Source organism: Streptosporangium brasiliense (assembly GCF_030811595.1).
GTDB classification, from domain to species: Bacteria; Actinomycetota; Actinomycetes; order Streptosporangiales; family Streptosporangiaceae; genus Streptosporangium; species Streptosporangium brasiliense.
In genome coordinates, this window is record NZ_JAUSRB010000002.1 from 7809149 (window position 1) to 7831861 (window position 22713).

The 22713-nt window shown below is 71.7% G+C and carries 22 protein-coding genes; 12 read left to right on the top strand and 10 right to left on the bottom strand.

Annotated elements, in window-relative coordinates; genetic code table 11:
* Window positions 1–176 precede the first annotated feature (176 nt).
* Window positions 177–1436 carry a sensor histidine kinase gene (locus J2S55_RS44820; RefSeq protein ID WP_306874126.1) on the top strand — a complete coding sequence of 420 codons (1260 nt, stop codon included), beginning with the start codon at window positions 177–179 and terminating at the stop codon, window positions 1434–1436.
* Complete coding sequence (locus tag J2S55_RS44825; RefSeq protein WP_306874129.1) at window positions 1421–2068, top strand: response regulator transcription factor; 648 nt, start codon at window positions 1421–1423, stop codon at window positions 2066–2068. The genes J2S55_RS44820 and J2S55_RS44825 overlap by 16 nt, the downstream gene beginning before the upstream one ends.
* A 132-nt stretch (window positions 2069–2200) precedes the next feature.
* Here J2S55_RS44825 and J2S55_RS44830 read toward each other — a convergent pair whose 3' ends face one another.
* A complete protein-coding gene (locus J2S55_RS44830) occupies window positions 2201–3070 on the bottom strand; it encodes a GNAT family N-acetyltransferase (protein WP_306874131.1) in 870 nt (289 codons plus the stop codon).
* A 135-nt stretch (window positions 3071–3205) separates the two neighbouring features.
* Between J2S55_RS44830 and J2S55_RS44835 the strand changes: the two genes are divergently transcribed.
* On the top strand, window positions 3206–4201 hold the full coding sequence (locus tag J2S55_RS44835) for an aminoglycoside phosphotransferase family protein (protein ID WP_306874132.1): 996 nt from the start codon (window positions 3206–3208) through the stop codon (window positions 4199–4201).
* A gap of 130 nt (window positions 4202–4331) precedes the next feature.
* Here J2S55_RS44835 and J2S55_RS44840 read toward each other — a convergent pair whose 3' ends face one another.
* On the bottom strand, window positions 4332–4910 hold the full coding sequence (locus tag J2S55_RS44840) for a hypothetical protein (protein ID WP_306874134.1): 579 nt from the start codon (window positions 4908–4910) through the stop codon (window positions 4332–4334).
* Window positions 4911–5189: 279 nt separating this feature from the next.
* Between J2S55_RS44840 and J2S55_RS44845 the strand changes: the two genes are divergently transcribed.
* The 4 genes from J2S55_RS44845 to J2S55_RS44860 are packed head-to-tail and all read left to right on the top strand — an operon-like array spanning window position 5190 to window position 8617.
* Window positions 5190–5747 carry an MFS transporter gene (locus J2S55_RS44845; RefSeq protein WP_306874136.1) on the top strand — a complete coding sequence of 186 codons (558 nt, stop codon included), beginning with the start codon at window positions 5190–5192 and terminating at the stop codon, window positions 5745–5747.
* 55 nt (window positions 5748–5802) lie between these two features.
* A complete protein-coding gene (locus J2S55_RS44850; protein ID WP_306874140.1) occupies window positions 5803–6828 on the top strand; it encodes an ABC transporter substrate-binding protein in 1026 nt (341 codons plus the stop codon).
* The gene (locus tag J2S55_RS44855; protein WP_306874141.1) at window positions 6828–7826 is read left to right on the top strand and encodes a FecCD family ABC transporter permease; all 999 of its coding nucleotides are present in this window, start codon (window positions 6828–6830) and stop codon (window positions 7824–7826) included. The genes J2S55_RS44850 and J2S55_RS44855 overlap by 1 nt, the downstream gene beginning before the upstream one ends.
* Entirely contained in the window at window positions 7823–8617 is a 795-nt protein-coding gene (locus tag J2S55_RS44860; protein WP_306874143.1) for an ABC transporter ATP-binding protein, read from the top strand. Before J2S55_RS44855 ends, J2S55_RS44860 begins: the two co-directional genes overlap by 4 nt.
* A 182-nt stretch (window positions 8618–8799) precedes the next feature.
* Here the strand turns inward: J2S55_RS44860 and J2S55_RS44865 are convergent, their stop codons facing one another.
* From J2S55_RS44865 to J2S55_RS44880, 4 genes are all read right to left on the bottom strand, one after another.
* Window positions 8800–9363, bottom strand: coding sequence for a PepSY domain-containing protein (locus tag J2S55_RS44865; RefSeq protein WP_306874145.1), 564 nt, complete (start codon window positions 9361–9363; stop codon window positions 8800–8802).
* Window positions 9364–9530: 167 nt separating this feature from the next.
* Window positions 9531–10367 (bottom strand): carbohydrate ABC transporter permease, encoded by an 837-nt coding sequence (locus tag J2S55_RS44870; protein WP_306874147.1) that lies wholly within the window; start codon window positions 10365–10367, stop codon window positions 9531–9533.
* Window positions 10364–11308: a carbohydrate ABC transporter permease gene (locus J2S55_RS44875; RefSeq protein ID WP_306874149.1), complete on the bottom strand. Its 945-nt coding sequence runs from the start codon at window positions 11306–11308 to the stop codon at window positions 10364–10366. Before J2S55_RS44875 ends, J2S55_RS44870 begins: the two co-directional genes overlap by 4 nt.
* Before the next feature lie 163 nt (window positions 11309–11471).
* A complete protein-coding gene (locus J2S55_RS44880) occupies window positions 11472–12794 on the bottom strand; it encodes an ABC transporter substrate-binding protein (protein ID WP_306874151.1) in 1323 nt (440 codons plus the stop codon).
* 582 nt (window positions 12795–13376) lie between these two features.
* Between J2S55_RS44880 and J2S55_RS44885 the strand changes: the two genes are divergently transcribed.
* Entirely contained in the window at window positions 13377–14375 is a 999-nt protein-coding gene (locus J2S55_RS44885) for a zinc-dependent alcohol dehydrogenase family protein (protein ID WP_306875879.1), read from the top strand.
* 53 nt (window positions 14376–14428) lie between these two features.
* Here the strand turns inward: J2S55_RS44885 and J2S55_RS44890 are convergent, their stop codons facing one another.
* Window positions 14429–14632, bottom strand: coding sequence for a DUF1918 domain-containing protein (locus J2S55_RS44890; RefSeq protein WP_306874153.1), 204 nt, complete (start codon window positions 14630–14632; stop codon window positions 14429–14431).
* Between the two features lie 135 nt (window positions 14633–14767).
* Window positions 14768–15346, bottom strand: a complete 579-nt coding sequence (locus tag J2S55_RS44895) for an Rv1733c family protein (protein ID WP_306874156.1) — start codon at window positions 15344–15346, stop codon at window positions 14768–14770.
* Between the two features lie 344 nt (window positions 15347–15690).
* On the opposite strand from J2S55_RS44895, the gene J2S55_RS44900 reads away from it, so the two are divergent.
* Window positions 15691–16239, top strand: a complete 549-nt coding sequence (locus J2S55_RS44900) for a universal stress protein (RefSeq protein WP_306874159.1) — start codon at window positions 15691–15693, stop codon at window positions 16237–16239.
* A 73-nt stretch (window positions 16240–16312) separates the two neighbouring features.
* Here J2S55_RS44900 and J2S55_RS44905 read toward each other — a convergent pair whose 3' ends face one another.
* On the bottom strand, window positions 16313–18274 hold the full coding sequence (locus tag J2S55_RS44905; RefSeq protein WP_306874162.1) for a right-handed parallel beta-helix repeat-containing protein: 1962 nt from the start codon (window positions 18272–18274) through the stop codon (window positions 16313–16315).
* A 379-nt stretch (window positions 18275–18653) separates the two neighbouring features.
* Here J2S55_RS44905 and J2S55_RS44910 point away from each other — a divergent pair, with 379 nt between their 5' ends.
* The 3 genes from J2S55_RS44910 to J2S55_RS44920 all read left to right on the top strand — a co-directional run bounded on the left by J2S55_RS44910 (window position 18654) and on the right by J2S55_RS44920 (window position 21482).
* Window positions 18654–19613: a DUF5996 family protein gene (locus J2S55_RS44910; RefSeq protein WP_306874165.1), complete on the top strand. Its 960-nt coding sequence runs from the start codon at window positions 18654–18656 to the stop codon at window positions 19611–19613.
* 191 nt (window positions 19614–19804) lie between these two features.
* Window positions 19805–20644, top strand: a complete 840-nt coding sequence (locus J2S55_RS44915) for an SMI1/KNR4 family protein (RefSeq protein ID WP_306874167.1) — start codon at window positions 19805–19807, stop codon at window positions 20642–20644.
* Window positions 20645–20789: 145 nt separating this feature from the next.
* Window positions 20790–21482 carry a formylglycine-generating enzyme family protein gene (locus J2S55_RS44920; protein WP_306874169.1) on the top strand — a complete coding sequence of 231 codons (693 nt, stop codon included), beginning with the start codon at window positions 20790–20792 and terminating at the stop codon, window positions 21480–21482.
* Window positions 21483–21629: 147 nt separating this feature from the next.
* Here J2S55_RS44920 and J2S55_RS44925 read toward each other — a convergent pair whose 3' ends face one another.
* A complete protein-coding gene (locus tag J2S55_RS44925) occupies window positions 21630–22595 on the bottom strand; it encodes a helix-turn-helix transcriptional regulator (RefSeq protein ID WP_306874171.1) in 966 nt (321 codons plus the stop codon).
* Between the last annotated feature and the right edge of the window lie 118 nt (window positions 22596–22713).

Below are 22713 nucleotides of genomic sequence, written 5' to 3' on the forward strand. Positions count from 1 at the left end.
GCGGTATGGGGCTGGACGCACGGTTGGGTGGGTCTGGACCTACTCCAGCGCGGATCCGACGGGAATCGGGCTCCATGCCGTGCACAGTGGTCCCGCCACATCGTTTCCGGCCGGTCCGGCACAGCGCGGGGACCCGCGGACGCCCACGGCCGGGTCATGGACTAAGAAGGAGCGTCATGAGGCAGTTGGTGTCATGGGTGGCGAGCGCCGGCGTGGGGTTCGTGCGCGCGTGCGTCGCGGTGGCCGTCGCCATGCTGGTCCCGGCCGTGTGGGCCGCCGCCGTGGCGCTGTGGATCTGGTGGTGGGACGGGGACCCGTGGTCGGGGACAGTACCGTTCCTGTGGGCGTGCATCGGCACGCTCGCCCTGTCCCGTCCTGTCTGCGGGATGTTCCGCTCCCTCGTCGCGAAGTGGACGGGCACCGTCATTCCCGCCGGATACCGGCAGGCCGGACCGGTGACACAGATGTCGACCGGATACTGGTGGAACGGCCACTCCTACGAGCGCACCAGCCGGGACGCCCGCCTGGACCAGCAGTGGCGGACCCGGTGGCGCGATCCCGCCATCTGGCGTGACCTGCGGTTCACGGCGATCGCACCGATCACCGTGGGAGTGATCTGCGCGGTCCCGCTCGCCGGGGTCGGGGCGGCGGGCTTCGGGCTGTCCCAGCCGGTGCTGTCCGCGCGCCTTGCCGGCGTGCTCGGCCTGGCCGTGGCGATCGGCGGCGCCCCGTACGCCTGGCGGTCCGTCGAGCCGGTAGCCGTCCGTTTCCTGCGCCCGTCGCCTGCGATGACGATGGCGGACCGGGTGGATGAGCTGACGGCCCAGCGCGCGGACACCACGGTCGCGCAGGCCGCCGAGATCCGTCGGATCGAGCGGGACCTGCACGACGGGGCGCAGGCACGCCTGGTCGCGCTCGGGCTGTCCTTGGCCACTGCGGAGAAGCTGATGGAGACCGCCCCTGACCAGGCCAGGACGCTGCTGCGGGAGGCGCGAGCCGGCGCCGCCACGTCGCTGACCGAACTGCGTGACCTGGTCAGGGGGATCAGCCCACCGGTGCTGAACGAGCGCGGGCTCATCGATGCCGTCCGCGCTCTCGCCCTGGACAGCCCGCTCGAAGCGACTGTCGACGCCGACCTTCAGCTACGCCTGGACCCGCCGATCGAGTCCGCCGTGTACTTCGGGATCGCCGAACTGCTGACCAACGCGCTCAAGCACGCCCACGCGACCCGGGCGCGGATCTCCATCGCCCGGGACGACACCGGCATCCTCGTCGAGGTCGAGGACGACGGCCGGGGTGGAGCCGACATGCGGGCCGGCGGTGGACTCGATGGGCTACGCCGCCGCCTGACGGTCTTCGACGGCACCGTGGAGATCACCAGCCCGGCGGGCGGTCCGACCCGTGTGAGGATGATGCTGCCATGCGAATCGTTGTAGCCGAAGACCTCTACCTCCTGCGCGACGGGATGGTCCGCCTCCTCCAGGCGTACGGGCACGAGGTCGTGGCGACGGCCGCTACCGGACCCGAGACGCTCGACGCGCTGCTGAGGTGGCGGCCGGATGTGTCCATCGTCGACGTCCGCATGCCGCCGTCCCAGTCGGACGAGGGCCTGCGGGCGGCTCTGGCCGCCCGCGGCGAGGTTCCCGGACTGCCGATCCTGATCCTCTCCCAGCACGTCGAACAGCTGTATGCCCGCGAACTCCTGGCCGACGGCTCCGGTGGCATCGGCTATTTCCTCAAGGACAGCGTGTTCGACGCCGACCAGTTCATCGACGCGCTGGAACGCGTCGCCGGTGGGGGGACCGCCATGGACCCGGCCGTCGTCGTCAAACTGCTGTCCAGCGGATCCTCCAGTCGGCGGCTCGGGCAACTCACCGAACGTGAACACTCCGTGCTCGGCCTCATGGCCGAGGGATTGTCCAATCAGGCCATCGGCCGGCGACTCTTCCTCAGTGAGAGCGCCATCAGCAAATACACCACCTCCTTGTTCGGCAAGCTCGGCATCACCGATGACGACGACAGCAACCGCCGCGTCCTCGCCGTCCTCACCTACCTGAACAATCCCTGACGCACTTCTCGGGCCCAGAGACGGGACACATCCCAGACCGGAGACGCCAGGTCTCGGGCATGTCGCGATTCTCATGAACGGGCGATTCTGAAAGAAGACCACCGGCCACGCCCCGGCCCCGCACCGAAAGCCTCAGGAAGCGTTGCGGTACAGGTCCCGCCTCTCGGGCAACCGCTCAAGGCCGGCCGACCGGTAGGTGGCGACAGCGCCGACGTTGGAGCTCGGCGTGCACACGTCCACGCTGGACGAACCCAGCTCCTGGAGTGCGCGCGCCGCGGCGACCGTGATCGCTCTGCCGTAGCCGTGACCGCGATGTGCCCGGTGCACCCCCATCGGCTCGATCAGCCCGGGCCTGCCCGCACCCGCCGACCACACCGTCACGGCCGCCACCGCCTCGCCCCGCTCGTTGCGAGCGACCAGGCACCGCGCGTCGACGTACGGCCTACCTGCCGCCATCGCGTGCCAGAGCTCCTCGGTGAACGTGGACCCGTCGAACGACGCCCGCAGGACCGCGGCCCACTCGTGCGCCTGCTGCGGCCCGATCACCTCGACGCGTACGCCGGGATCCGGCACAGGGGCGCCGAGGTCACGCCGGAGTGGCGTCCACGGCTCGCCGCTCTCCCAGCCGTCCTTGAACAGCAGGTCCTGGACCAGCGCGCCCATCGGCGCCTCGACGTACGCCTTGCCCTCGAGCAGCACACCACGCTCAGGCGCCGACACGTCCTCGACCACCCGCCGCGCCAGCTCCTCGTCCCGCAACGCCTGTGGCGCGAACGCCAACCGCAGCAACTCCGCACCGTCCAGCAGCCCGACCGCCAGAACCTCCCCGGCCCGGCTCCAGGTCCGCGTGGCCTCCGCCGTCCGCTCCGCACCGAACCGCCAGAACCACCCCACATCCCCCGGATGCAGCTGCACGGGCCCTCCGTCGTGCTGCCACTGCCTCAACACCCGCACCACGTCACCGAGCCCGTCGGCCCCCGGCCTGCCCATCTCGATCACCATCTCCCGATCACACACCACCCCACCGGCCCTCCGCACCCGAATTTCCCGCCGTCAGCCAGTAGTCGGCGCCGCCGTGATGACGTTCCCGGAGCATCGCGACGGAGCCGAGGGCTGGGAGACGACGCCTACGGCGAGGTGTACCGAGACACCGGGATCACCGAGCAGGGCGCCTCCCCGATCGCCGGATACGTCCTCATCCTGGTCGTCAAGCGCATCATGAGGACAACCAGCGCCCACGTCTGTAAGGTCATCTCGCACTATCGTTGTGGCATGAACACCCCGGCGGCGGAAGCCGACATCGACGACGACCTTGTCAACCGTCTGATCCGCACGCAGTACCCGGATCTGATGGGCCCGCTCACCCCCGTCGCCAACGGCTGGGACAACGTCATCTACCGCCTGGGGACGGACCTGTCCGTACGGCTGCCGCGCCGCCGGGTCGCCGTCGACCTCATCGTCAACGAGCAACGCTGGCTGCCGGTCCTGGCCGAGTACGTCGAGGTCGCGCTGCCCGTACCCGTCAGGGCCGGCGTGCCCGGCGAGGGCTACCCGTGGCCGTGGACGATCGCGCCCTGGTTCGAAGGCCGCACGGCCGCCGACGTGCCGCCGTCCGACCGCTCCGGCATCGCCGTCCCGCTGGCCGACTTCATGACGGGCCTCCACCGGCCCGCACCGCCTGACGCACCGCGTAATCCCGTCCGCGGCGTCCCACTCGCCGCCCGCGACGGAGCGGTACGGCAACGCCTGCAGTCCATTCCCCGATCAGCTGAGCTCCTCCCCCTCTGGGAGAAACTGGTCACCCTTCCACCCTGGCAGGGCCCCGCGCTCTGGCTCCACGGCGACCCGCACCCGGGAAACCTCCTGCTCGACGGGGAAGGGCTGGCGGCTGTCCTGGACTTCGGCGATCTCACCAGCGGCGATCCCGCCACCGACCTGGCCGCCGCGTGGCTGGTGTTCGACGAGAACGCGCGCGAGGTATTCCGATCACGCGTGGACGCCGACGAGATGACCTGGGAGCGCGCCCGGGGCTGGGCCCTTGCCATGGGCACTGCTCTGGCCACCCATTCGGCCGACAACCCCAGCATGGCGGCCGTTGGCGATCACGTCCTCGACCAGGTGCTTCTCGCCTAGAGATGTTACGCAGCACCCGATAGAGCACTGGCGCCGCGCCGTCACCAATACGGCCCGTCCATTCACCGTGAACATCTCATGGCGAACATCGAAGACCAGGTCACCGGCGGCCGCCGTGAGCGGCGGGGCGTCAGTAGTAGCAGCGAAGCTGCATGTCGTCGAAGCGGACCCATGTCTTGACGCCGTTGTCATTGCCGTATATGACCTGGAGGTAGATGTCACCGGAGTAACCTTGCAGGTTGAGCCCGCTGATATACACCTGTCTGTAGCCGCCCCCGGCCACCCACGGGTAGGTCTCGGCGACGATGTGCCATCCGTTCGGATTCCACACCTGCAGGCCGACCGCCGCACCGGAGTACAAGACGTTGAACCACACGGCCACCACGCAGTTGGAACGGTAGTAGAAGCCGGCGTTCAGGTTCACCGGGATCCGGTTGGCGGCCCAGCCGTTGCCGACGTGGAGCCAGCCGTCGTTCGCCCCCGAATGCGCCACGCCTCCGTTGATGTCGTAGCCGGCGATCCCGTCGCCGGAGCCGCCGCCCTGCCATCTGGTCCAAGGAGTGCTGCCCTCAAGGCTGTCGATGATCTCGACCATACCCGCCCGCGCCTCGGTGGCGGTGGCTGTCACGACTCCGACGGAGAAGACGACCATGGCGACCAGCGAGGCCAACGCTCTGAATGATCTCGACCTGCGGATCAGCCCGTTCATGATTCCTCCGAATCGCGTCGGCGAACAGCCCGCGGCACCTTGAATCGTGAACACGCGACCGACGCGTGTCCATCGACATTCCGACCGGATGTCATCGGGACCTGATGATGCGACGCGGGCGGACGGGCCGTATCCGACGAAGGCGCATCAGGTCGGACGAGAAAGGGCACCGATCATCCGAAACGCCATTTCCGTCCGGGAAGATCCATGGCCCCGGGTCGCGGTGAGCCACAGGGCTCAGGGGAGGGCGGCCGGCGCCCGTGCCATGATGTCCCCATCATGCTGGCGGCCCCCCTTCTACGCCTGGCCCGCGCCACCGCTTTCGCGACGGTGTGCGTCGGGCTCGGGGTGCTCGCCCATGTGTTCGCCGGAGGCACGGTGACCGTGGGGACGGCCGCGTGGGGGCAGGGGCTGTCGCTGCTTGCCGCACTGCCGCTGACCAGGCGCGAGCGCGGTCTGCCCGTGATACTTCCGCTGCTGGCGGGTGTGCAGGCCGGGATGCATGTGATCTTCGCGCTCGTGGACGCCACGCCTTCCGGAGACAGCCTCATCCAGCATCTCCACTGCGCGACGCCCGGCCCCGGCATGACGATCCTGCACGGGGCCGCCGTGACGCTGACCGCCATCTGGCTGGCCAGGGGTGAGGCGGGCATGTGGGCGCTGCTGCGGCTGATCGGCGCTCGCGCCATCCGTCTGATCTTCGCCTGGCTGGCACCGGAGCCGGCGGTCGGCCGCGGGCCCGTTCCCAGCTTCCCCGGGGTCCTCCGGCTACGGTCCGTCCTGCTCCGATCCGTGGTCAGCAGGCGAGGCCCGCCCACGGCCGCTTTCTGTCGCTGAATCCCTGCTTCTGCCAGAAAGCGCCTGTTTGGCGTGCCTTGAAAGGACTTCTCTCATGCGTCTCACGCATGCCCTGCCCCTGCTCGCCGTGCTCTGCCTGGCGGCGACCGGGTGCGGCGGGCAACCGCCCCGACCCGCCTCGGCCACGCAGCCCCCCGCTCCCGGCTATCCCGTCACGATCACCAACTGCGGCCGGCCGTACACCTTCGACAGGGCGCCCAGCCGTACGGTCCTCATGAGCGGCGGGGCGGTCGGCCAGGTGTCCACGTTGATCGCCCTTGGGGTGGAGGGCCGGATCGTCGGCAACGCCCAGTCGTACGGCTCCTCGGACGTGCCCGGCCGGGCCGAGGCGATCGACGGGCTCCCCAGGGCGAGGATCCGGGAGGGCGCCTGGGACATCTCCCGCGAGGAGATGCTCTCGCTCCGCCCGGACCTCGTCATCGGCACCACCGGCTACGACTTCGACGCCCAGAACGGCTACGCGACCCGGCAGGAGCTGCTCGAGATCGGCGCCAACTCCTGGCTGCCCGACTCGACCTGCGGCGGCCCCGGCACCGTCAGGGGCACCCAGACGATCGAGGACAGCTACGACATGCTCCGTGACTTCGGGAAGCTCTACGGGGTCGGCAGCCGCGCGGAGAAGTTGATCGAGCGGTCGGAACAGCGGATCGAGGAGATCGAGGCCAGGGTCCGGGGCGCGTCCAGGCCGAAGGTGATGTACATCATCCCGGGCATGGAGATGGGCTCGGCGGAGTTCAGCTCGATCGGCGCCAACGGCATCTGGAACGACATCTTCGAAAGGGCCGGCGGCGTCAACGCGTTCGGCGGCGTCACCGATGAGATCTTCGCCAACCTCAGCAAGGAACGGGTGGCCAGGGCCGACGTCGATGCGATAGTGATCATCAACTGGCGCAATCCCGACCCCGACGCCGAGGCCGCGAAGCTCTTCGCCCAGTTCCCGCACTGGCAGGCGGCCAGGGACAGGCGCTACGTCGTGCTCTCCGACTCCGCCTACCTGGGTCCCGACAACGCCGTCGCCGTGGAGAAGATCGCCAGGTTGCTCCACCCGGGGAGATTCTGATGCTGCGCCGTCTCCCCCTGATCCCCTGCGTGGCCGTCCTCACCGCCGCGCTGCTGGCCGGCATGCTGGTCGCCGTCGGCATCGGATCGGTCAACGTGCCCCTCGCCGAGACCTGGAGCGTCGTGACGGGCCAGGGGGGCGACCCGGTCAACGCCAAGATCATCTTGGACTACCGGATCCCCCGTGTGCTGCTCGCGGCGCTCGCCGGGGCGGGCCTGTCCATCGCCGGCGCCGTCCTGCAGGCCCTGGTGACCAACCCGCTCGCCGACCCGTACGTCCTCGGGATCTCCTCCGGGGCCTCCGTCGGCGCGGTCCTCGTCATGACGATGGGCTCGGCCGCCGCGGGCGGCCTCGGCGTCTCCTCGGCCGCGTTCGCCGGCGCGATGACCGCCGCACTGATCGTGTTCGCCCTCGGCCAGCGCCGAGGGCGCCTGACCCCCACGCGGCTGGTGCTGTCCGGGGTGGCGGTGGGCTACGTGCTCCTGGCCGCCACCAGCTACCTGCAGCTCCAGGCCGACCCCGACGAGCTGAGGAAAGTGATGTTCTGGATGCTCGGCAGCGTGGCCGGCGCGCAGTGGCACCAGCTCCCCGCGGTGGCGGTCGCCGTGACCGCCTGCGCCCTGGGTCTGGTGCTGTACGGCCGCCGGCTCAACGCCCTGGTCACCGGGGAGGAGTCGGCGACGGCCCTCGGCCTTGACGTGCGGCGGACCCGCATCGGGCTGCTGGTCGTCTCCTCCCTGCTCACCGGCGCGGTCGTGGCGGTCGCGGGCGGCATCGGGTTCGTCGGGCTGATGATCCCTCACCTGGTACGGCTGGCCTTCGGCACCGATCACCGCCGGTTGCTGCCGTTGGTGACGCTCGTGGGGGCGATCTACATGGTGCTGGTCGACCTGCTGTCGCGGTCCGTGGACCGCCCGGCGGAGCTGCCGCTGGGCATCTTCACCGCGGTGTTCGGCGCCCCGTTCTTCATCTGGCTGCTACGCCGGGAGGAGGCATGAGACTGCGCGTCCACGACGTCAGCGTCAAGCTCGGCGGGGTCCCCATCCTGCGCGACGCCTCTCTCGCCGCGGAAGCGGGCGAGGTCGTCGGGCTGGTGGGCCCCAACGGCAGCGGCAAGTCCACCCTGCTGCGCACGGTCTACCGCTCGCTGCGCCCGGACTCGGGAGGCATACGGCTCGGCGGGCACGACGTGTGGGCCTGGCCGGCGCGTACGGCGGCCCGCCAGATCGCGGCCGTGCTTCAGGACGACACCACACCGGCGACCATGACCGTCGCCGAAGTGGTCGAACTCGGCCGGACCCCGCACCACGGGCTGTTCGACCGCAACGGCCCCGGCGATCGGGCGGTGGTGCGAGAGGCGATGTCGCGCGCCGGGGTTCTCGCCCTGGCCGGACGCCGGTTCGGGTCGCTGTCCGGCGGCGAGCGGCAGCGCGCCCAGCTCGCCCGCGCCCTCGCCCAGGAGCCGTGCCTGCTCATCCTGGACGAACCCACCAACCACCTCGACATCAAAGCCAGGTTCGAGCTGCTCGACCTCGTCCGGGACCTCGGCACCACCACGCTCGCCGTCATGCACGAACTCGACCTCGCCGCACGCGTGTGCGACTCGCTCGTCGTCCTCCATGGCGGACGGGTCGCCGCGGCCGGGCCCGTGCTCGAAGCTCTGACACCGCAGGTGCTGCGCCGCGTGTTCGGCGTGCACGCCCGGGCCGCGCGCGACCCCGACGGGATCATACGTATCACCTACGCCGCCCGACCCCTGGCGGGCGACCGGCTCACTCCGCAGAGGTGATCCCTCCGGCATGAGCCGCCGCGCCGGGCATGCCCGGCGCGGCGGTTGCCGGAAGAGGTCCGCCGTGCCGGGCAGGCCGGCCGGCGGCGGCCGAGGCGGTGACCGGGCACCGAGGGCCGGCGTTCACGCCGGCCCGCTCGACGGCAGGCGGGTCCGCGGCGTCGGACGCGCGCCCGGCTCCGCTAGCCGTTCTTGGTCACGGTGCCGTTCTTGGCGTCGACCTTGACCTCGTGCCAGGTGCCGTCCGGGGTGACGACATCGACGTCCCAGACGAGGAGGTTGTCTTCGTACCTGTCCAGGCTCATGTGGACGATCTTTCCTTGCGGCATCGAGGAGGCCACCTTCTCCGCCGCCGCCCCGAAGGTGAGCTCGGAGTCCTTGACCATGCCCATGACCCTGGCCTTCTCCTTGTCGCCGGCGTCCTTCACCCTGGGTCCCGAGACCACCTTTCCTGACGCGTCCACTTCCAGCAGCCGCTCCGTGCCGTCGGGGCCGGCCAGTTGGACCTCCCAGATCCGGCCGCCGTTCTCCGCCTGGACCGACAGGACCGTGGAGCCCTTGACGGCGTCCATGGCCGCGGTGGCCACCTTCTCGAGGCTCGCCATGCCGCCGGGCTCCCCGCTGGGGTCGCCCGGCGCCCCCGGCGGTGACACCGGAGCGGCGACGGCGCCGCCCGCGGGCGCGGCCCTGACGGCACCGGACTGGGTGTGGGCGCTCCCGCAGGCCGCGGCCGCGAGCAGGGCCAAGCCCGGGAAGATGGCACTGATGATGGCCTTTGTCCGTTTTCCATCATTCATACGGTGGCACTGCCCGGAGCCCTACAAAGGCACGCCCGGAAGTCGGGCAATTCGCTCCACGACCGTCCCGGGAGACCGCGCGGCGGCGGCCCCCGGCCGGGGGGCGGGCCCGCCGCCTACAGCTTGACGCTCCCGGCCGCCAGGTCGGCCTTCCAGAAGCGCTGCAGCGCGACGAAGGCCAGGATCACCGGGATGACCGAGATGAGGGAGCCCATCACCACGGCGTCCCGGAGGAAACCGGTCCGGATGCCGTTCCACTTCGCCAGCCCCAGGGTGATCGGCCAGAGCGACTGGTCGTTGAGCACCATCATCGGGAGGAAGAAGTTGTTCCAGATCGCGACGGCCTGGAACAGGAACAGGGTGACCAGCGCCGGGGCCATCAGGCGTACCGCCACGGTGAAGAAGATCCGCAGCTCACCGGCGCCGTCGATGCGGCCCGCCTCCAGCAGGTCGTCGGGGACGGCCGCCTGGGCGTAGGCCCTGGCCAGGAAGACGCCGAACGGGCTCACCATGCACGGCAGCAGCATCCCCCACATGGAGTTGAGCAGCCCCACCTTGCTGAGCAGGAGGTAGAGGGGCAGGGTGAGCAGCGGCGTCGGGATGAGGACCGCGCCCATGATGACCGCGAACACCGCCCCGCGCCCCCTGAAGGGATACTTCGCCAGCCCGTATCCGGCCATGGCGGCCAGCAGGGTGGCGCCCAGGGCCCCGCCCCCGGCGTAGACCAGGGTGTTGAGCAGCCACCGGGGATACAGCCCGTTGTCCTGCGACATCAGCCGGTCGAGGTTGCCGCCGATGTCGACGCTCCCGAACCAGAGCGCGGGCGTGTCGAACAGGTCGGCGCCCGACTTGGTGGCCGACACGACGAGCCACCACAGGGGCAGCAGGACGTAGGCCGCCACCACGCACAGGACGGCCGTGGTGAGGACCTGCGAGCGGATGGTGGCCCTCATCGGCGCACTCCTCGGGTGGTCAGCCAGGTGGACAGGCGCAGGAACACCGCCGACAGCCCGCCGGCGACGATCGCGAGCACGATGGCGATGGCCGAGCCCTGCCCGTAGTCGTTGTTGTCCAGGGCGACCTGCACCGACCACATCAGCGGGGTGTAGCTCTTGGAGACGGCGGTGGTGACCCCGCTCAGCACGGTCGGCTCGTTGAACAGCTGGAGCGTCCCGATGATCGAGAAGACGCCGGTCAGGATCAGCGAGGGCCGTACCAGCGGGATCTTGACCGACCAGGCGATCCGCCACGCGCCGGCCCCGTCCAGGGACGCCGCCTCGTACAGGTCGCGCGGGATGGCCTGGAGCGCTGCGTAGACGACGAGCATGTTGAAGCCCGTCCAGGTCCACGTGACGATGTTGCCGATCGACCACAGGACGACGCCGTCGGCGAGGAAGTCGATCCCGAGGAAGGCCAGGGGTGAGATCTCCTTGGTGTACAGGAACGACCAGACGATGGCCGCGATGACCCCGGGGACGGCGTAGGGCAGGAAATACACCAACCGGAAGAACCGTGCGAACCGGGCGGACTGGCTGTCCAGCAGGAGTGCCAGCACCAGGGCCACGCCGAGCATGACCGGCACCTGTACGACACCGAACGCCAGCAGCCGGCCGAGACCGTCCACGAACGTGTCGTCCCGGAAGACCGCCAGGTAGTTCCCGATCCCGGAGAAGACCCGCTCGGGCGTGCCGAACCCGAGCCCTGAGCGCTTGACCTGGTAGAAGCTCTCGTCGATCGCGTAGCCGATCGGCAGGAGGAAGAAGACCGCGAAGAGCGCGCCGAAGGGGAGCAGGAAGATCAGCGCGGCCTGGTTGCGCCCGCGCGTGCCGCACCGCCGCGGCCGCACCCCGGCCACGGCCTGTCCCGGGGGAGCCTCCGGCTCGGAGACTGTCATGAGGTGATCGCCTTTCCTGACGTCTGTGCCACGCGGAGGCCAGGCGGGGCCCGCCGGCCGCCGCGTGGCCGCGTGTGTTTCCGGCCGGCCCCGGGATTCCGGCGACCGGCTCGGCCCCGCGGTCCCGGCGACCGGCCCGGCCCCTGGGATCACGCGGACCGGCCTAGCCCTGGGAGACGTTCAGCCCCTTGTCCTTGATCGAGGCCACGGCTTTCTCCTGGACGGTCCTGAGCGCCTCCTGCAGGGTGCCGCCGCCGGAGACGGCCCGCCCGACCGCGGCGACGAAGGCGTCGTTCAGCGCCGGCGTGGTCGGGCCCCAGCCGAAGTCCGGGGCCACGGTCCCGGCGGAGTCGGCGAAGGTCCGGAAGACCGGCTGGTCACCGTAGAAAGGCCGCCCGGCCTGCATGCTCGGCGACGCCCCTCCCGCGACGCCGGCCGGGAAGAGGCCGCCGTCGGCCATCAGGCCGTCGACCGCGGCCGCGTCGGTGGACAGCCACCCGGCGAACTCCACGGCCTCCCGCGGGGCCGCGCACCCCTTCAGCACGGCGTTCGGGGAGCCGCCGACGTTGCCGGTGACGGTACGGCCCGCCTCCCACTGGGGCATGGGCGCGACCGCCCACTTTCCCTTCGTCTTGGGGATCGAGTCCTCCAGCACCTTGGTCATCCAGACCGCCGACACCAGCGAGGCGATCTTCCCGTCGCTGAAGTCCTTGAACCAGGCGTCCGACCAGCCGGGCTTGACGTCCAGGAGTTTCCTGTCCAGCAGGCCCTGCCAGTAGCCGGCGACCTTGAGCGTCGGCGCGTCGGCCACGTTCACCTTCCAGGAGTCCCCCTCCGTGGCGAACCACCGGGCACCGGCCTGCCAGGCGAACCCGCTGAAGCCGTACATGTCGTCGGGGTTGAAGGAGGTGAGGAAGACGTCCGGGTCCGCCTTGTGGATCTTCTCGGCCGCCGCCGCGAACTCGTCCCAGGTCTTCGGCACCTCGATCTCGAACTTGTCGAACAGGTCCTTGCGGTAGAACATCCCCATCGGGCCGGTGTCGACGGGGATGCCGAACTGACGGCCACCGAAGGTCACCGTGTTGACCGCCCACGGCTGGATCTTGGAGTTGACGTCCTTCGCGAGGTCGGTGATGTCCTCCAGCGCCCCCTCGATGAGGAAACTGGCCATCGTCTCCGCGCCCACCTGCGCCAGACACGGCGCGTTGCCCGCTTTGACGGCGCCGAGCATCTTCTGGTAGCCGCCCTTGGCGCCCGGCTCGACCTGGGTGTACTTCACCTGGATGTCCGGGTGGGAGGCGTTCCAGGCGGCGGCGGCCCTGTCGTATCCGGGGGCCCAGCCCCACCACTCGATCGTGACCGGTCCCGCCGAGGAGGCGGACGCGGCCGCGGGCCGCGGTGTCCCGTCGCCGCCACCACAGGCCGCCGCGGCGAGAGTGGTGATCAGTGCGGTCGCCGCCCCGGCGACCGCTCGTGCGTTACGCATGACGTGGATATCCTTCCGCGCACCCTTTTCCGTGGCGGCAACCCTCCGCCGTCGGCACCCCTCCCCTCCATGGACAAACGGCGCCGGATTCTTGCACTTTGCGATCCGCGGCCCCGCGCGCTCCCGAGCAGACGACCCCGCGCACTCCCGATCCGCGGCCCCGCGCGCTCCCGGACAGGCGGCCCCGCGGGGCGCTGACCGGCCGCCGCGGGAGTGCCGGTCAAACGTCCAAGTGCCGCGCCCCTTTGTCCATTACCGGGCCGTGAACCCGCTGCTCATGCTGGAGCCGACCGCTCCGCCATGCGACGAGGGGCGGTCCGGCGGAGGCCGGAGACGAGGGAGCCGATCCTGAAGGCCGGAGGCCCGGTCCTCAGGGATTTCCGGCCGTCGCCCGGGTAACCTTCCCCGTAATGGGAGGCGCAGGTATGAGAGATCCGGCGTGACTTCGATGACCGAACGCGTGACAGCCACCGACGACGTGCCCGGCGGCCGTGGGCCGCGGGCCGGGTTCCCTCCCGTCGGGATCACCCGCCGCCGCGCCCGGTGCGCCGGGTGACCGGCGGGGCCGGCGGGACCGGCAGGATGGACGCCTGGGTGGTCGCCCGCCCGGGACCGATCGCCTCGCGCCCGCTGGAGCGGACCCGGCTCCCGATCCCCTCGCCGGGGCCGGGTGAGGTGCTCGTCGAGGTCGAGGCGTGCGCCGTCTGCCGCACCGACCTCCACCTCGCCGAGGGCGACCTGCTCCCCCGGCGTCCCAGGACCGTGCCGGGCCACGAGGTCGTCGGCCGGGTCGCCGCGAGCGGCCCGGACGCGACGCGGCTCGCGCCCGGCACCCGGGTGGGCGTGGCCTGGCTCCGCTCGACCTGCGGGCTCTGCCGCTACTGCCGCCGGGGCGTGGAGAACCTCTGCCCCGCCTCCACCTACACCGGCTGGGACGCCGACGGCGGCTACGCCGGATATCTCACCGCCCCCGAGGACTACGTATACCCGCTCCCGGAGGACGCTCCGGCCGAGAAGCTGGCGCCGCTGCTGTGCGCCGGGATCATCGGCTACCGCGCCCTGCTCCGCTGCGATCTGCCCCCCGGCGGCCGGCTGGGCGTCTACGGCTTCGGCGCCTCGGCTCACCTGACCGCCCAGCTCGCCGTCGCCCAGGGCGCGACCGTGCACGTCCTCACCCGGTCGGCCAAGGCCCGCGAGCTGGCCATGGCGCTGGGCGCGGCCTCCGCCGGCGGCGCGGCCGACGCCCCGCCCGAGCCGCTGGACTCCGCGATCCTGTTCGCCCCGGCCGGCGAGCTGGTGCCCGTCGCGCTGGCCGCCCTGGACCGGGGCGGCACCCTCGCGGTGGCGGGCATCCACCTCAGCGACATCCCCGTGCTGAACTACCAGCGCCACCTGTTCCAGGAGCGGACGCTGCGCAGCGTCACCGCCAACACCCGCGCCGACGGCCGGGGATATCTGGATCTCGCCACGGCCCGTCCCCCGCGGGTCACCACCGTCCCCTATCCCTTCGACGCGGCGGACCAGGCGCTGGAGGACCTGGCCACCGACCGCGTCGAAGGCGCCGCCGTACTCCTCAGATAGCCTCAGGCGGCTCCGGGCGGCCCGTGGCGCGCCGGCCGCGGGGCCGGGCGCGGTCACCCGGCCGGCATGTGCCTCTCGGTCATCACGTGCGCGTCAGGGCCGGGGAACACGAGGCTCTCGTGGTCGGCGTCCATCCACCGCACCACGTAGGGCGGGGAGCCGTCCGGGTGGCGCAGTTCCACGATCACACCGATCCGCCGGGTCTCACCGTGCCGGGTGCCCTCGACGACCAGCTTGTCACCTATCGCTGCCTTCATAGCACTCTCCTTTCATTCACGCGGCCGCCATCGCCGCCCGAGGGGGGAGAATCCGCCGCTTGCGACCTGCCGACCGGAGGGGCCCGCCCGGCCGGGCGGCCCGGCCGGAGGCCCTCCCCTGCCGGGGCCGCGCGGTCAGGTCTGCCGTGGCCGGCGCCACCGCTGGTCGGCGAGGACCCACGCCCTCTCCCACTCGGCGTCGCGGTGCCGGTTCAGCAGCCCCCGGGCACCGGCGAGGCAGAGCAGCAGGACCGCCCCGCCCCCTCCCGCCACCGCGATCGCGGCGACCGCGCTGTCGGTGATCGTCTTCACGTGACGCTGCGGGGGCGCCGTGATCCGGCCGCTCCCATCGAGCCAGATCTGGGTGTGGGAGCCGGCCGGTGTGCTCGGCGAGAGCACCACCTGGCCCGTCCGCGTGCCGCCCTGCGGGGTGGTCCACCGCACCGTCCGGGTCCGCCATCCCGCGCCGTGCGCCGCGTCCACGACCTCCGCGGCGACGGTCTGCCGGTGGCCGGGGCCGGTGAGCTCAGCCCGCAGGCCGCTCGCGTAGACCTGCCGCCCGAACGCGGCCGCGGGCCACAGGAAGGCAACGAAGATCATCAAGCTCACCAGCACGATCACCGTGTCGATCCGGTCCGAGCGTCTGCGCAACGGGTTGCCGTCGAAGCGGTGAAGATTCAGGCAGCGCATCGCCCAACGGGCAAGGGAACGCATCGGGCCACCTCCTGCCGCCGATATGCACATCTTCACGGTCCGGCCCGCGCGCCCGGTGCTGCCAGGGTCTTTGGACGTGGCCACCCGGGACCTTCGGCCTCATCGCTCGCCGGCCGGTACCTTGGGTCCTTCTCAGGGAGTCCTTCCCCGGCTTTCCTCCCCCACACCGTGTGGCGGGGACCTGCCCGCCGTCATGGTCACCCGCGAGCGAGATGCCCCTCCTGCTGCGCTCTGTACGGCTTGCGCGTATTACGCGCTATGCGGAGCCGTACCCGGATAGGGACCAAAGACCGGCCACAGAAGGGCCGTGCGCCTCTGGAAACGGCCCGTTCGACGTCGCAAGAGTGGCTACGCACGCCACCCATCCCAGGAACGGAGACCTGACCGAGATGCCCCTCCCCGCATCACGCCATGTCGTCGTCGCCCTTGACGGCTCACCGGGCTCCATCGCCGCACTCCGCCGCGGGGCGGCGGAGGCGGGCGCGACGGGCGCGCAACTGGTGGTCGTCCATGTCCTTCCGGACGGGCCGCTCGGACCGGGCGGGACAGAGGGGGCCGGAGGGCCGGACGGCCCCGGTGACCGGGACCGCCTCCGAGCGGGCGAGGTGGACGCGCTCGTCGCCGCGACCGTACCGGGCGGGGCCGCCGCGGCGGCCCGCACGATCATCGCCCACGGCGACCCCGCCCATGTGATCATCCAGCACGCCCGGCAGGCGGAGCTGCTGATCATCGGCGCCAGGCCCGGCGGGACACCCCTGGACGGCTCGACCCTCGACCCCGTCCTGCGGGAGGGCCCGTGCCCGATCCTGATCTGTTCCTCCCCGGACACGGCGGGACGCCTGTCGTGGACCGTCCGGCTGCCGGCGCGGCCGCGCGACCCGGCGTCCCGCTGATCCCGCGGGTCCAGGCCCTCCCCGGCACGGCGGCGGGCCCGTCCCGGACCAGGTGGTCACCCCGTGCGGGCGGTCAGGGACGGGCGGCGACCCCGTAGTTGCGCTCCCAGCGCCCACCGGAGGGGGCGGTGTCGAAACAGACGGCGGCCGCGGCGTTGCCCGCCAGATCGTTGTCCTGCACCGCGCCCGACACACAATTGCCGCTGCCGGTGATCCACAGACCATGGGTCTGCGTCTTGGGGTCCTGGTTGTCCCAGACGCGGTTGCCGCGGACCGTCGGGCTGAGGGTCGGCGCGTTCAGGGTGAGGCCGGCGCGGACGGCGGGACGGTCGGGCAGGCTGTACGGGGTGCCCGCCGCGGGCGGCTCCCCCTCCCAGGCCGTCGCCACGCCGGGGTGGAAGGGGGCGAGGAACAGCTCGGTGGCGGTGTTGGCGGTGACGATCGCCCTGCACCCGCCGGCGGTGAGCGTCTTTCCGCGGTGACCTCCGGGGAGCCAGGCGGCGGCGGTGTCGGTCAGGGACGTGGCGGTGTAGGTGACGCCGTCGCCCTCGCCGGAGGCCGCGGGGGCCGTCTGCTCGCCGTTGTCGCGGATCCGGTTGTCGAGCAGGGCGGCGTCGACGAGGGTGCCGTCGACACGGACGCCGTCGAGGGCGTTGCCCCAGATGTCGTTGCCGTCGAGGACCATCTCGGTGGAGGCGTGCGCGGGGCCACCGGGCATGTTGTGCTGGCGGTAGCCGTAGCGGCCGTTGCGGCTGACGCGGTTGCCCTGGACGCTGTAACGGCCGGGCGTATTGCCGATGCTGATGCCGTCGAGGACGTTGCCGTCGACGACGCAGCCGGTGACGATGCCACCCCGGCCGGCGACGGAGGTCGTGCCCAGGCCCGAGACGTCGTAGCCCGCCTCGTGGTTACCGATCATGGTGCAGGCGGCGACGATGAGCCCGTCGGCGCCCCAGTCGGAGATGCCGTACCGGTTGCCCTCCGCGTGGCAGTTGGTGATGCGGATGCCGCGGGGCGGGGTCCAATCCCGGTCCTGGAGTTCCAGGAAGACGCCGTTGGTCCCGTTGCCGACGGCGGTGCAGCCGGTGATGGTGAGGCGCTCGACGGCGCCCCAGCCGCCGATCCCGATGCCCAGACCGGCCCCGCCCATCTGCGTGCCGCTGTCCAGCCGCCCGCAGCCGACGGCGATGACGCTCTCCACCACCGTGTCCTGCAGGAAGTCGCAGCCGAAGCCCGAGGCGGCGGTGTGATGGATGTACAGGTCGTGGAAATGGCCCCGGAGCACGTACTGCAGGCCCAGCCCCTTGGCGAGCACGTCGTACTCCCCGAGCTCGACACCGGAGCCGTCGATCTCGAAGCCGGCGAAGGTGCAGTCGGCGATGTGGTTGTCGCGGCCGGCGCCGTGCTGGATGGCGGTGAAGAAGGCCAGCGGTGTCGGATCGGTGGGATCGCCGGGGTTCGACAGCACGAACCGGGTCGCGGCCGGACCCGCGCCGACGAGCGACACCCCGCTCCTCCACACGGTGCCCGCGTCCCGGATCGAATACACACCGGCCGGGCAGTAGATGACACGCGCCCGGCCGTCGGCGGCGCAGCCGTCCCCGGCCCGGCGGACCAACTCCGCCAGGGCCGGCTGGTCGTTGGTGACGCCGTCGCCGGCCAGGCCGTACTCGCGGGCGTCGTAGACGAGGGGGTCCACCGGGACGGCGGCCGCGGGCAGGCTGACGACCGGCTCGGCGGCGGGCAGCGCCAGGGAGTAGGTGCGGCCGGGGGCGTCGGGCCACCGCTCGGTGACGCGGTAGACCCAGTGGGAGGGGGTCACGCCCGCGGCGTCGGTGGCCAGCAGTTCGAGCCTGAAGCGGCCGGACTCGTCGAGCTGGGCCTCCGTCCCGCCGAGGACGATGAGGCCGTGCTCGGCGCTGGTGAGGGTGGCGGGCTCGGGCTCGATGAGCACGCTGCCGCGGCGGGGCTCGCCGTCGGGGTTCAGATACTGTCCGGTCACGACGACGGTCTGCAGGTCTCCGGGCAGATGCATCCCGGGCTCCTCTCGGCGAAACTGGGCCCGCCGGTGCGACGCGAGGGGCGAGGGGCCGGGACCGCGGAGGCGGGCGTCACATCGGCCGCGTCGGTACAGGCGGGTGACGGTCCCCGGCGCACCCGCCCCAGGACCGACCGGTCCGGACGGCCGGTCAGGGGTTGGATTCCCCCCTCCCGGCGAAGTAAGCGCAGATCAACAGGGCTCCCCACGGCCGGCCGCGCCCCCCTGCGGTACGGTCCGCCCGGGACCTCCACAGCGAATGATCACTTTAAGCCATGATATGACTACTTTTAGTGGAAATGCTCGGGGAGCTGCGCCCCGGCTCCCCGGGGGCGCCGGTCAGGGGCCGCGGCGCCGGACGAGGGGAGGGGCAGCGATGGAGTGGTTTCCCGCCATGCCGCTGGAGGGGTGGGCCGACACGAAGGAGACCGTGCACCGGTTCACGCAGATCGTCGGCAAAGTACGGCTGGCCACGAGCGTCCGCCGCAACCACTGGTGGAACGTCCCCTTCCACCTGACCGGGCGGGGCATCACCACACGCCCGTCAGGCGGCTTCGACGGCGTGCCGGTCTTCACCGTCGACTTCGACTTCGTCGCCCACCGGCTGATCGTCAACCGGCTGGACGGGCACAGCGTGTCGTTCGGCCTGACGGGCCAGTCGGTCTCCTCCTTCCACCGGACCTTCTTCGCCGCGCTGGAGGACCTGGGCATCGAGGTGGCGATCGAGGCCGAGCCGTTCGGGCTCGCCGACAGCACGCCGTTCGCCCAGGACACCAAGCACGCGGCTTACGACCCGGTGCTGGTCAACCGGTACTGGCAGGTCCTGTCGCAGGTCAACCTGGTGCTGGAACGTTTCGCGGCGAGGTTCTGCGGCAAGATCAGTCCGGTGCACCACTTCTGGCACACCTTCGACATCGCCGTGACCCGTTTCTCGGGCCGCTCGGTCGGCGCGCAGCCCCAGGCCGATCCCGTCACCAGGGAGGCCTACTCCCGGGAGGTCATCAGCAGCGGATTCTGGTTCGGCGACGACGCGATGCCCTGGCCGGCGTTCTACTCCTACACCGCGCCCGAACCGGCGGGTCTCGCCGAGGAGCCGCTCCGCCCCGAGGAGGCGGCCTGGCTGCCGCAGCGGGGCAGCCACCTGGCCGTCCTGCGCTACGACGACGCGCGCGCCCACGACGATCCCGTCGCCACCGTGCTGGACTTCCTCGACTGCGCCTACCAGGCGGGCGCCCGGCGGGCCCGCTGGGACAGGGCCCTGCTCGTCAGCCTGCCCGGGACCACCGACCCGCTCGTCGAGCAGGAGGCCCCGCAGCAACCGCCGGAGCAGCCCTAGCCGTACTGCCCCGGGCCTGTCCCGAGCCGTCGATCCTCCGGCGGCACGGGGCTTTCCGGGAATGCCCCTCCCCCACCTGCCGGCTCTCCCGCGGGCCGCGCCACGCCACCGCGTGGCGGCCGCGGCCTTCACCCGGCCCGACGGGACCGGGACGGACCTCCGGCCGCGCCGGCTCGTTACACTCGCGGGCCATGACAGTGATTGACGGACTGATCCGCCTCGTGCCGCCGCCCACGGAACCGGTCGATGCGCAAGGCGACTGGAGTGAGGTCGAGGCCGCCCTCGGGCTTGGGTTGCCCACCGACTTCAAAGCGCTCGTCGAGCGGTACGGGCGCGGCCAGTTCGTCGACCTCATCACGCCGCTGACCCCGTTCGGTACTCACGAGCTGCTGATCCAGCACGCTCGGCGGCTGCTGGACAGGGAGCGGTCCTTCCGCGAGCAGTATCCCGACGAGTGCCCCTACCCGTTCCACCCGGAGCCCGGCGGGCTGCTGGAGTGGGCCGGCACCGACAACGGTGACTCGCTCTGCTGGCTGACCGAGGGGGAACCGGACAGCTGGCGCGTCGTGGTCTGGAATCCGCGCAGCGTCGCCTACGCCGCATATGACGTCAGCGCCGTGGAGTTCCTGCACGGCTGGCTGAGCGGGCGGATCACCACGCCGATACTGCCCGACGGGGTCGAGGCGTCGCCGTGGTTCGAGCCGTTCCGCGAGCGCGAACACGTCTACATCAAGCTGTCCGAGGGCGAGTCGCCCTATCACGAGCGGCTGCGGATCCTGCGCGAGGCGCTCGCGCCCACGGCCGACCGGGGCGGCTACAGCGACGAGGACGGCGACCGGCAGGACCACTTCGCCGCCACGGAGCTCGGCTGGCTGCTGACCTACGAGACGGCCTACGGTCACCAGATCCGGGCCGCCTTCCCGCCCGAAGACGGAGAGCGGGCCCGTGTCACGCTGCTCGACGCGGCCCGCCGCATGGGTTGCCAGGTGCTGTCGACGACGACACACCTCGGCGAACCCGTCTGGACCTGAAGCCTGTCGACGATCATCGGCGGTCGCGAGGCGGCCCCACCACCGGCGCGCAGGTATGGCGCGTGCCCTGGACGCCGAGCCGCCCCGGCCGCAGGTGTGCCCGCATGTCACCGCCACATATCGATCATGTAGGCTCGGGCCCGCGATGAGACCTGAATCGACGCTGCGCCGGTCGCCCGCCGAGCCCATGATCGAGATCCCTGCCGGGGAGATCGTCCTACGGGACGAGGGCACGAAGACGGACTGGAAGGTCGAGGTCGGGGCCTTCCTGCTGGCGCCCTGCCCCGTGACCCGCGAGCTGTACGACGCCGTCCGGGGCGAGAGGTCCGCGAGCCCGGCGGGGCCGCGGACCCCGGTCACCGAGGTCTCCTGGAAGGAGGCCGTCCGCTTCTGCAACCTGCTCTCGCGGGCGGCGGGGCTCGAACCCTGCTACGCGATGGGCGACGACCCCGACGGGCGAGACGTGGTCCACGACGGGGAGGCCGACGGCTATCGCCTCCCGACCGAGGCGGAGTGGGAGTACGCGTGCAGGGCGGGGACCTCCGGCGTCCGCTACGGGGAGCTGGACGAGATCGCCTGGTACCGCGACAACTCCGGCGGCGAGGTGCACGACGTCGCGGCCAAGGCGCCGAACGCGTGGGGCCTCTACGACATGATCGGCAACGTGTGGGAGTGGTGCTGGGACGTCTACGATCCCACGGTCTACGGCCCCTACCGTGTGTTCCGCGGCGGGGGCTGGTCCGATCGGCCCCGAGGATGCCGGGCGTCGTGCCGCCGCAAGAGCCATCCGACCTTCCGCGTCGACGATCTCGGCTTCCGGCTCGCCCGGTCGCGGTGAGCGCCGCACCCCATCGCCGGTCCGCCCCGTTCCCGGCGGGGGCCGGCTGACCCGCCGCCGAGCCGGGCCTGCCGGTGCCACCGGTGCGGCGCCCGGACCGGCCCCTGCCGTCGACCGGCGGCCTGATCACGGTCCACGGCTGGAGCGCTAGGAGACCGCGCCCGCCGCGCGTGACGCCCGGCCTCCCAGGGCGCGCAGGCATTCGGCGAGCTCCGGCGGTCCGTGAACCTCGAACTCGCAGCCGAGCATGGCCAGCCGGAACGCCAGCCACTCCAGCGTGTCGGTGTGGCTGTGCAGCCGGCAGCTGTGCTCGTCGATCGGCTCCAGGTCGCCGGGGGCGCTGCCGAGACGCCTCGCGACCTCCTCGACCGGCGCGTACAGGGTCGCCACCGCCCGATAGGTGGGGGCCAGGCTGCGGAGTTTGCGGCTGACGTAGGCGGCCGCGTCGTCGGCGGGCAGCTCGCGTGGGGTGATCCGCGCGCCGGTCGGCCTCGGCTGCCGGATCCGGTCGACGCGGAAGATCCGCCAGTCGTCGCGGTCGTTGTCGTAGGCGACCAGGTACCAGCGACGTCCGGCCGCCACGAGGCGGTGCGGCTCCGCCAGGCGGTTGGTCTCGGTCCCGTCGCCCGCGCGGTAGCCGAAGCGCAGCCGCTCGCGGTTGGCGATCGCCGCGGCCAGCACGGTCAGGTCCTCGGGGGCGACGGTCGGGCCGCCGCTGACCGGCAGTTGGACGGTGGCGGTGTTCAGGGCGCCGACCCGGTGCCTCAGCCGGGAGGGCAGCACCTGTTCGAGCTTGGCGAGGGCCCGCACGGAGGCCTCCTCGATGCCCTCCACGGGGTGTCCGGCCGCCGTGCGCAGGCCGACCGCGATGGCCACGGCCTCCTCGTCGTCGAGCAGCAGCGGTGGCATGGCCGCGCCCGCGACCAGGCGGTAGCCGCCCACCGCGCCCATCGTCGCCTGCACCGGGTAGCCCAGCTCGCGCAGCCGGTCGATGTCGCGGCGGATGGTGCGCGGGCTGACCTGCAGGCGGTCGGCGAGCTCGCTGCCGGGCCATTCGCGCGGGGTCTGGAGCAGGGACAGGAGGGTGAACAGCCGGGCGGGAGTGTCGCTCATGCAGTCCAGGATGCCAGTCATATGGGACAGGAACGGACCTACATAGGTTCTAGGGTCGGACACCTCACCTCATCACCTCATCGCGTCGCGTCGCGGAACGGACCGTGGCCCCGGTGGC

What these genes read in the sequence shown, in the direction of transcription:
- J2S55_RS44820 (WP_306874126.1), top strand. Translation starts at nt 177, where the DNA reads ATGAGGCAGTTGGTGTCATGGGTGGCGAGCGCCGGCGTGGGGTTCGTG.
- J2S55_RS44825 (WP_306874129.1), top strand. Translation starts at nt 1,421, where the DNA reads ATGCGAATCGTTGTAGCCGAAGACCTCTACCTCCTGCGCGACGGGATG.
- J2S55_RS44830 (WP_306874131.1), bottom strand. Translation starts at nt 3,070, where the DNA reads ATGGTGATCGAGATGGGCAGGCCGGGGGCCGACGGGCTCGGTGACGTG.
- J2S55_RS44840 (WP_306874134.1), bottom strand. Translation starts at nt 4,910, where the DNA reads ATGAACGGGCTGATCCGCAGGTCGAGATCATTCAGAGCGTTGGCCTCG.
- J2S55_RS44845 (WP_306874136.1), top strand. Translation starts at nt 5,190, where the DNA reads ATGCTGGCGGCCCCCCTTCTACGCCTGGCCCGCGCCACCGCTTTCGCG.
- J2S55_RS44850 (WP_306874140.1), top strand. Translation starts at nt 5,803, where the DNA reads ATGCGTCTCACGCATGCCCTGCCCCTGCTCGCCGTGCTCTGCCTGGCG.
- J2S55_RS44855 (WP_306874141.1), top strand. Translation starts at nt 6,828, where the DNA reads ATGCTGCGCCGTCTCCCCCTGATCCCCTGCGTGGCCGTCCTCACCGCC.
- J2S55_RS44860 (WP_306874143.1), top strand. Translation starts at nt 7,823, where the DNA reads ATGAGACTGCGCGTCCACGACGTCAGCGTCAAGCTCGGCGGGGTCCCC.
- J2S55_RS44870 (WP_306874147.1), bottom strand. Translation starts at nt 10,367, where the DNA reads ATGAGGGCCACCATCCGCTCGCAGGTCCTCACCACGGCCGTCCTGTGC.
- J2S55_RS44875 (WP_306874149.1), bottom strand. Translation starts at nt 11,308, where the DNA reads ATGACAGTCTCCGAGCCGGAGGCTCCCCCGGGACAGGCCGTGGCCGGG.
- J2S55_RS44880 (WP_306874151.1), bottom strand. Translation starts at nt 12,794, where the DNA reads ATGCGTAACGCACGAGCGGTCGCCGGGGCGGCGACCGCACTGATCACC.
- J2S55_RS44885 (WP_306875879.1), top strand. Translation starts at nt 13,377, where the DNA reads ATGGACGCCTGGGTGGTCGCCCGCCCGGGACCGATCGCCTCGCGCCCG.
- J2S55_RS44890 (WP_306874153.1), bottom strand. Translation starts at nt 14,632, where the DNA reads ATGAAGGCAGCGATAGGTGACAAGCTGGTCGTCGAGGGCACCCGGCAC.
- J2S55_RS44895 (WP_306874156.1), bottom strand. Translation starts at nt 15,346, where the DNA reads ATGCGTTCCCTTGCCCGTTGGGCGATGCGCTGCCTGAATCTTCACCGC.
- J2S55_RS44905 (WP_306874162.1), bottom strand. Translation starts at nt 18,274, where the DNA reads ATGCATCTGCCCGGAGACCTGCAGACCGTCGTCGTGACCGGACAGTAT.
- J2S55_RS44910 (WP_306874165.1), top strand. Translation starts at nt 18,654, where the DNA reads ATGGAGTGGTTTCCCGCCATGCCGCTGGAGGGGTGGGCCGACACGAAG.
- J2S55_RS44915 (WP_306874167.1), top strand. Translation starts at nt 19,805, where the DNA reads ATGACAGTGATTGACGGACTGATCCGCCTCGTGCCGCCGCCCACGGAA.
- J2S55_RS44920 (WP_306874169.1), top strand. Translation starts at nt 20,790, where the DNA reads ATGAGACCTGAATCGACGCTGCGCCGGTCGCCCGCCGAGCCCATGATC.
- J2S55_RS44925 (WP_306874171.1), bottom strand. Translation starts at nt 22,595, where the DNA reads ATGAGCGACACTCCCGCCCGGCTGTTCACCCTCCTGTCCCTGCTCCAG.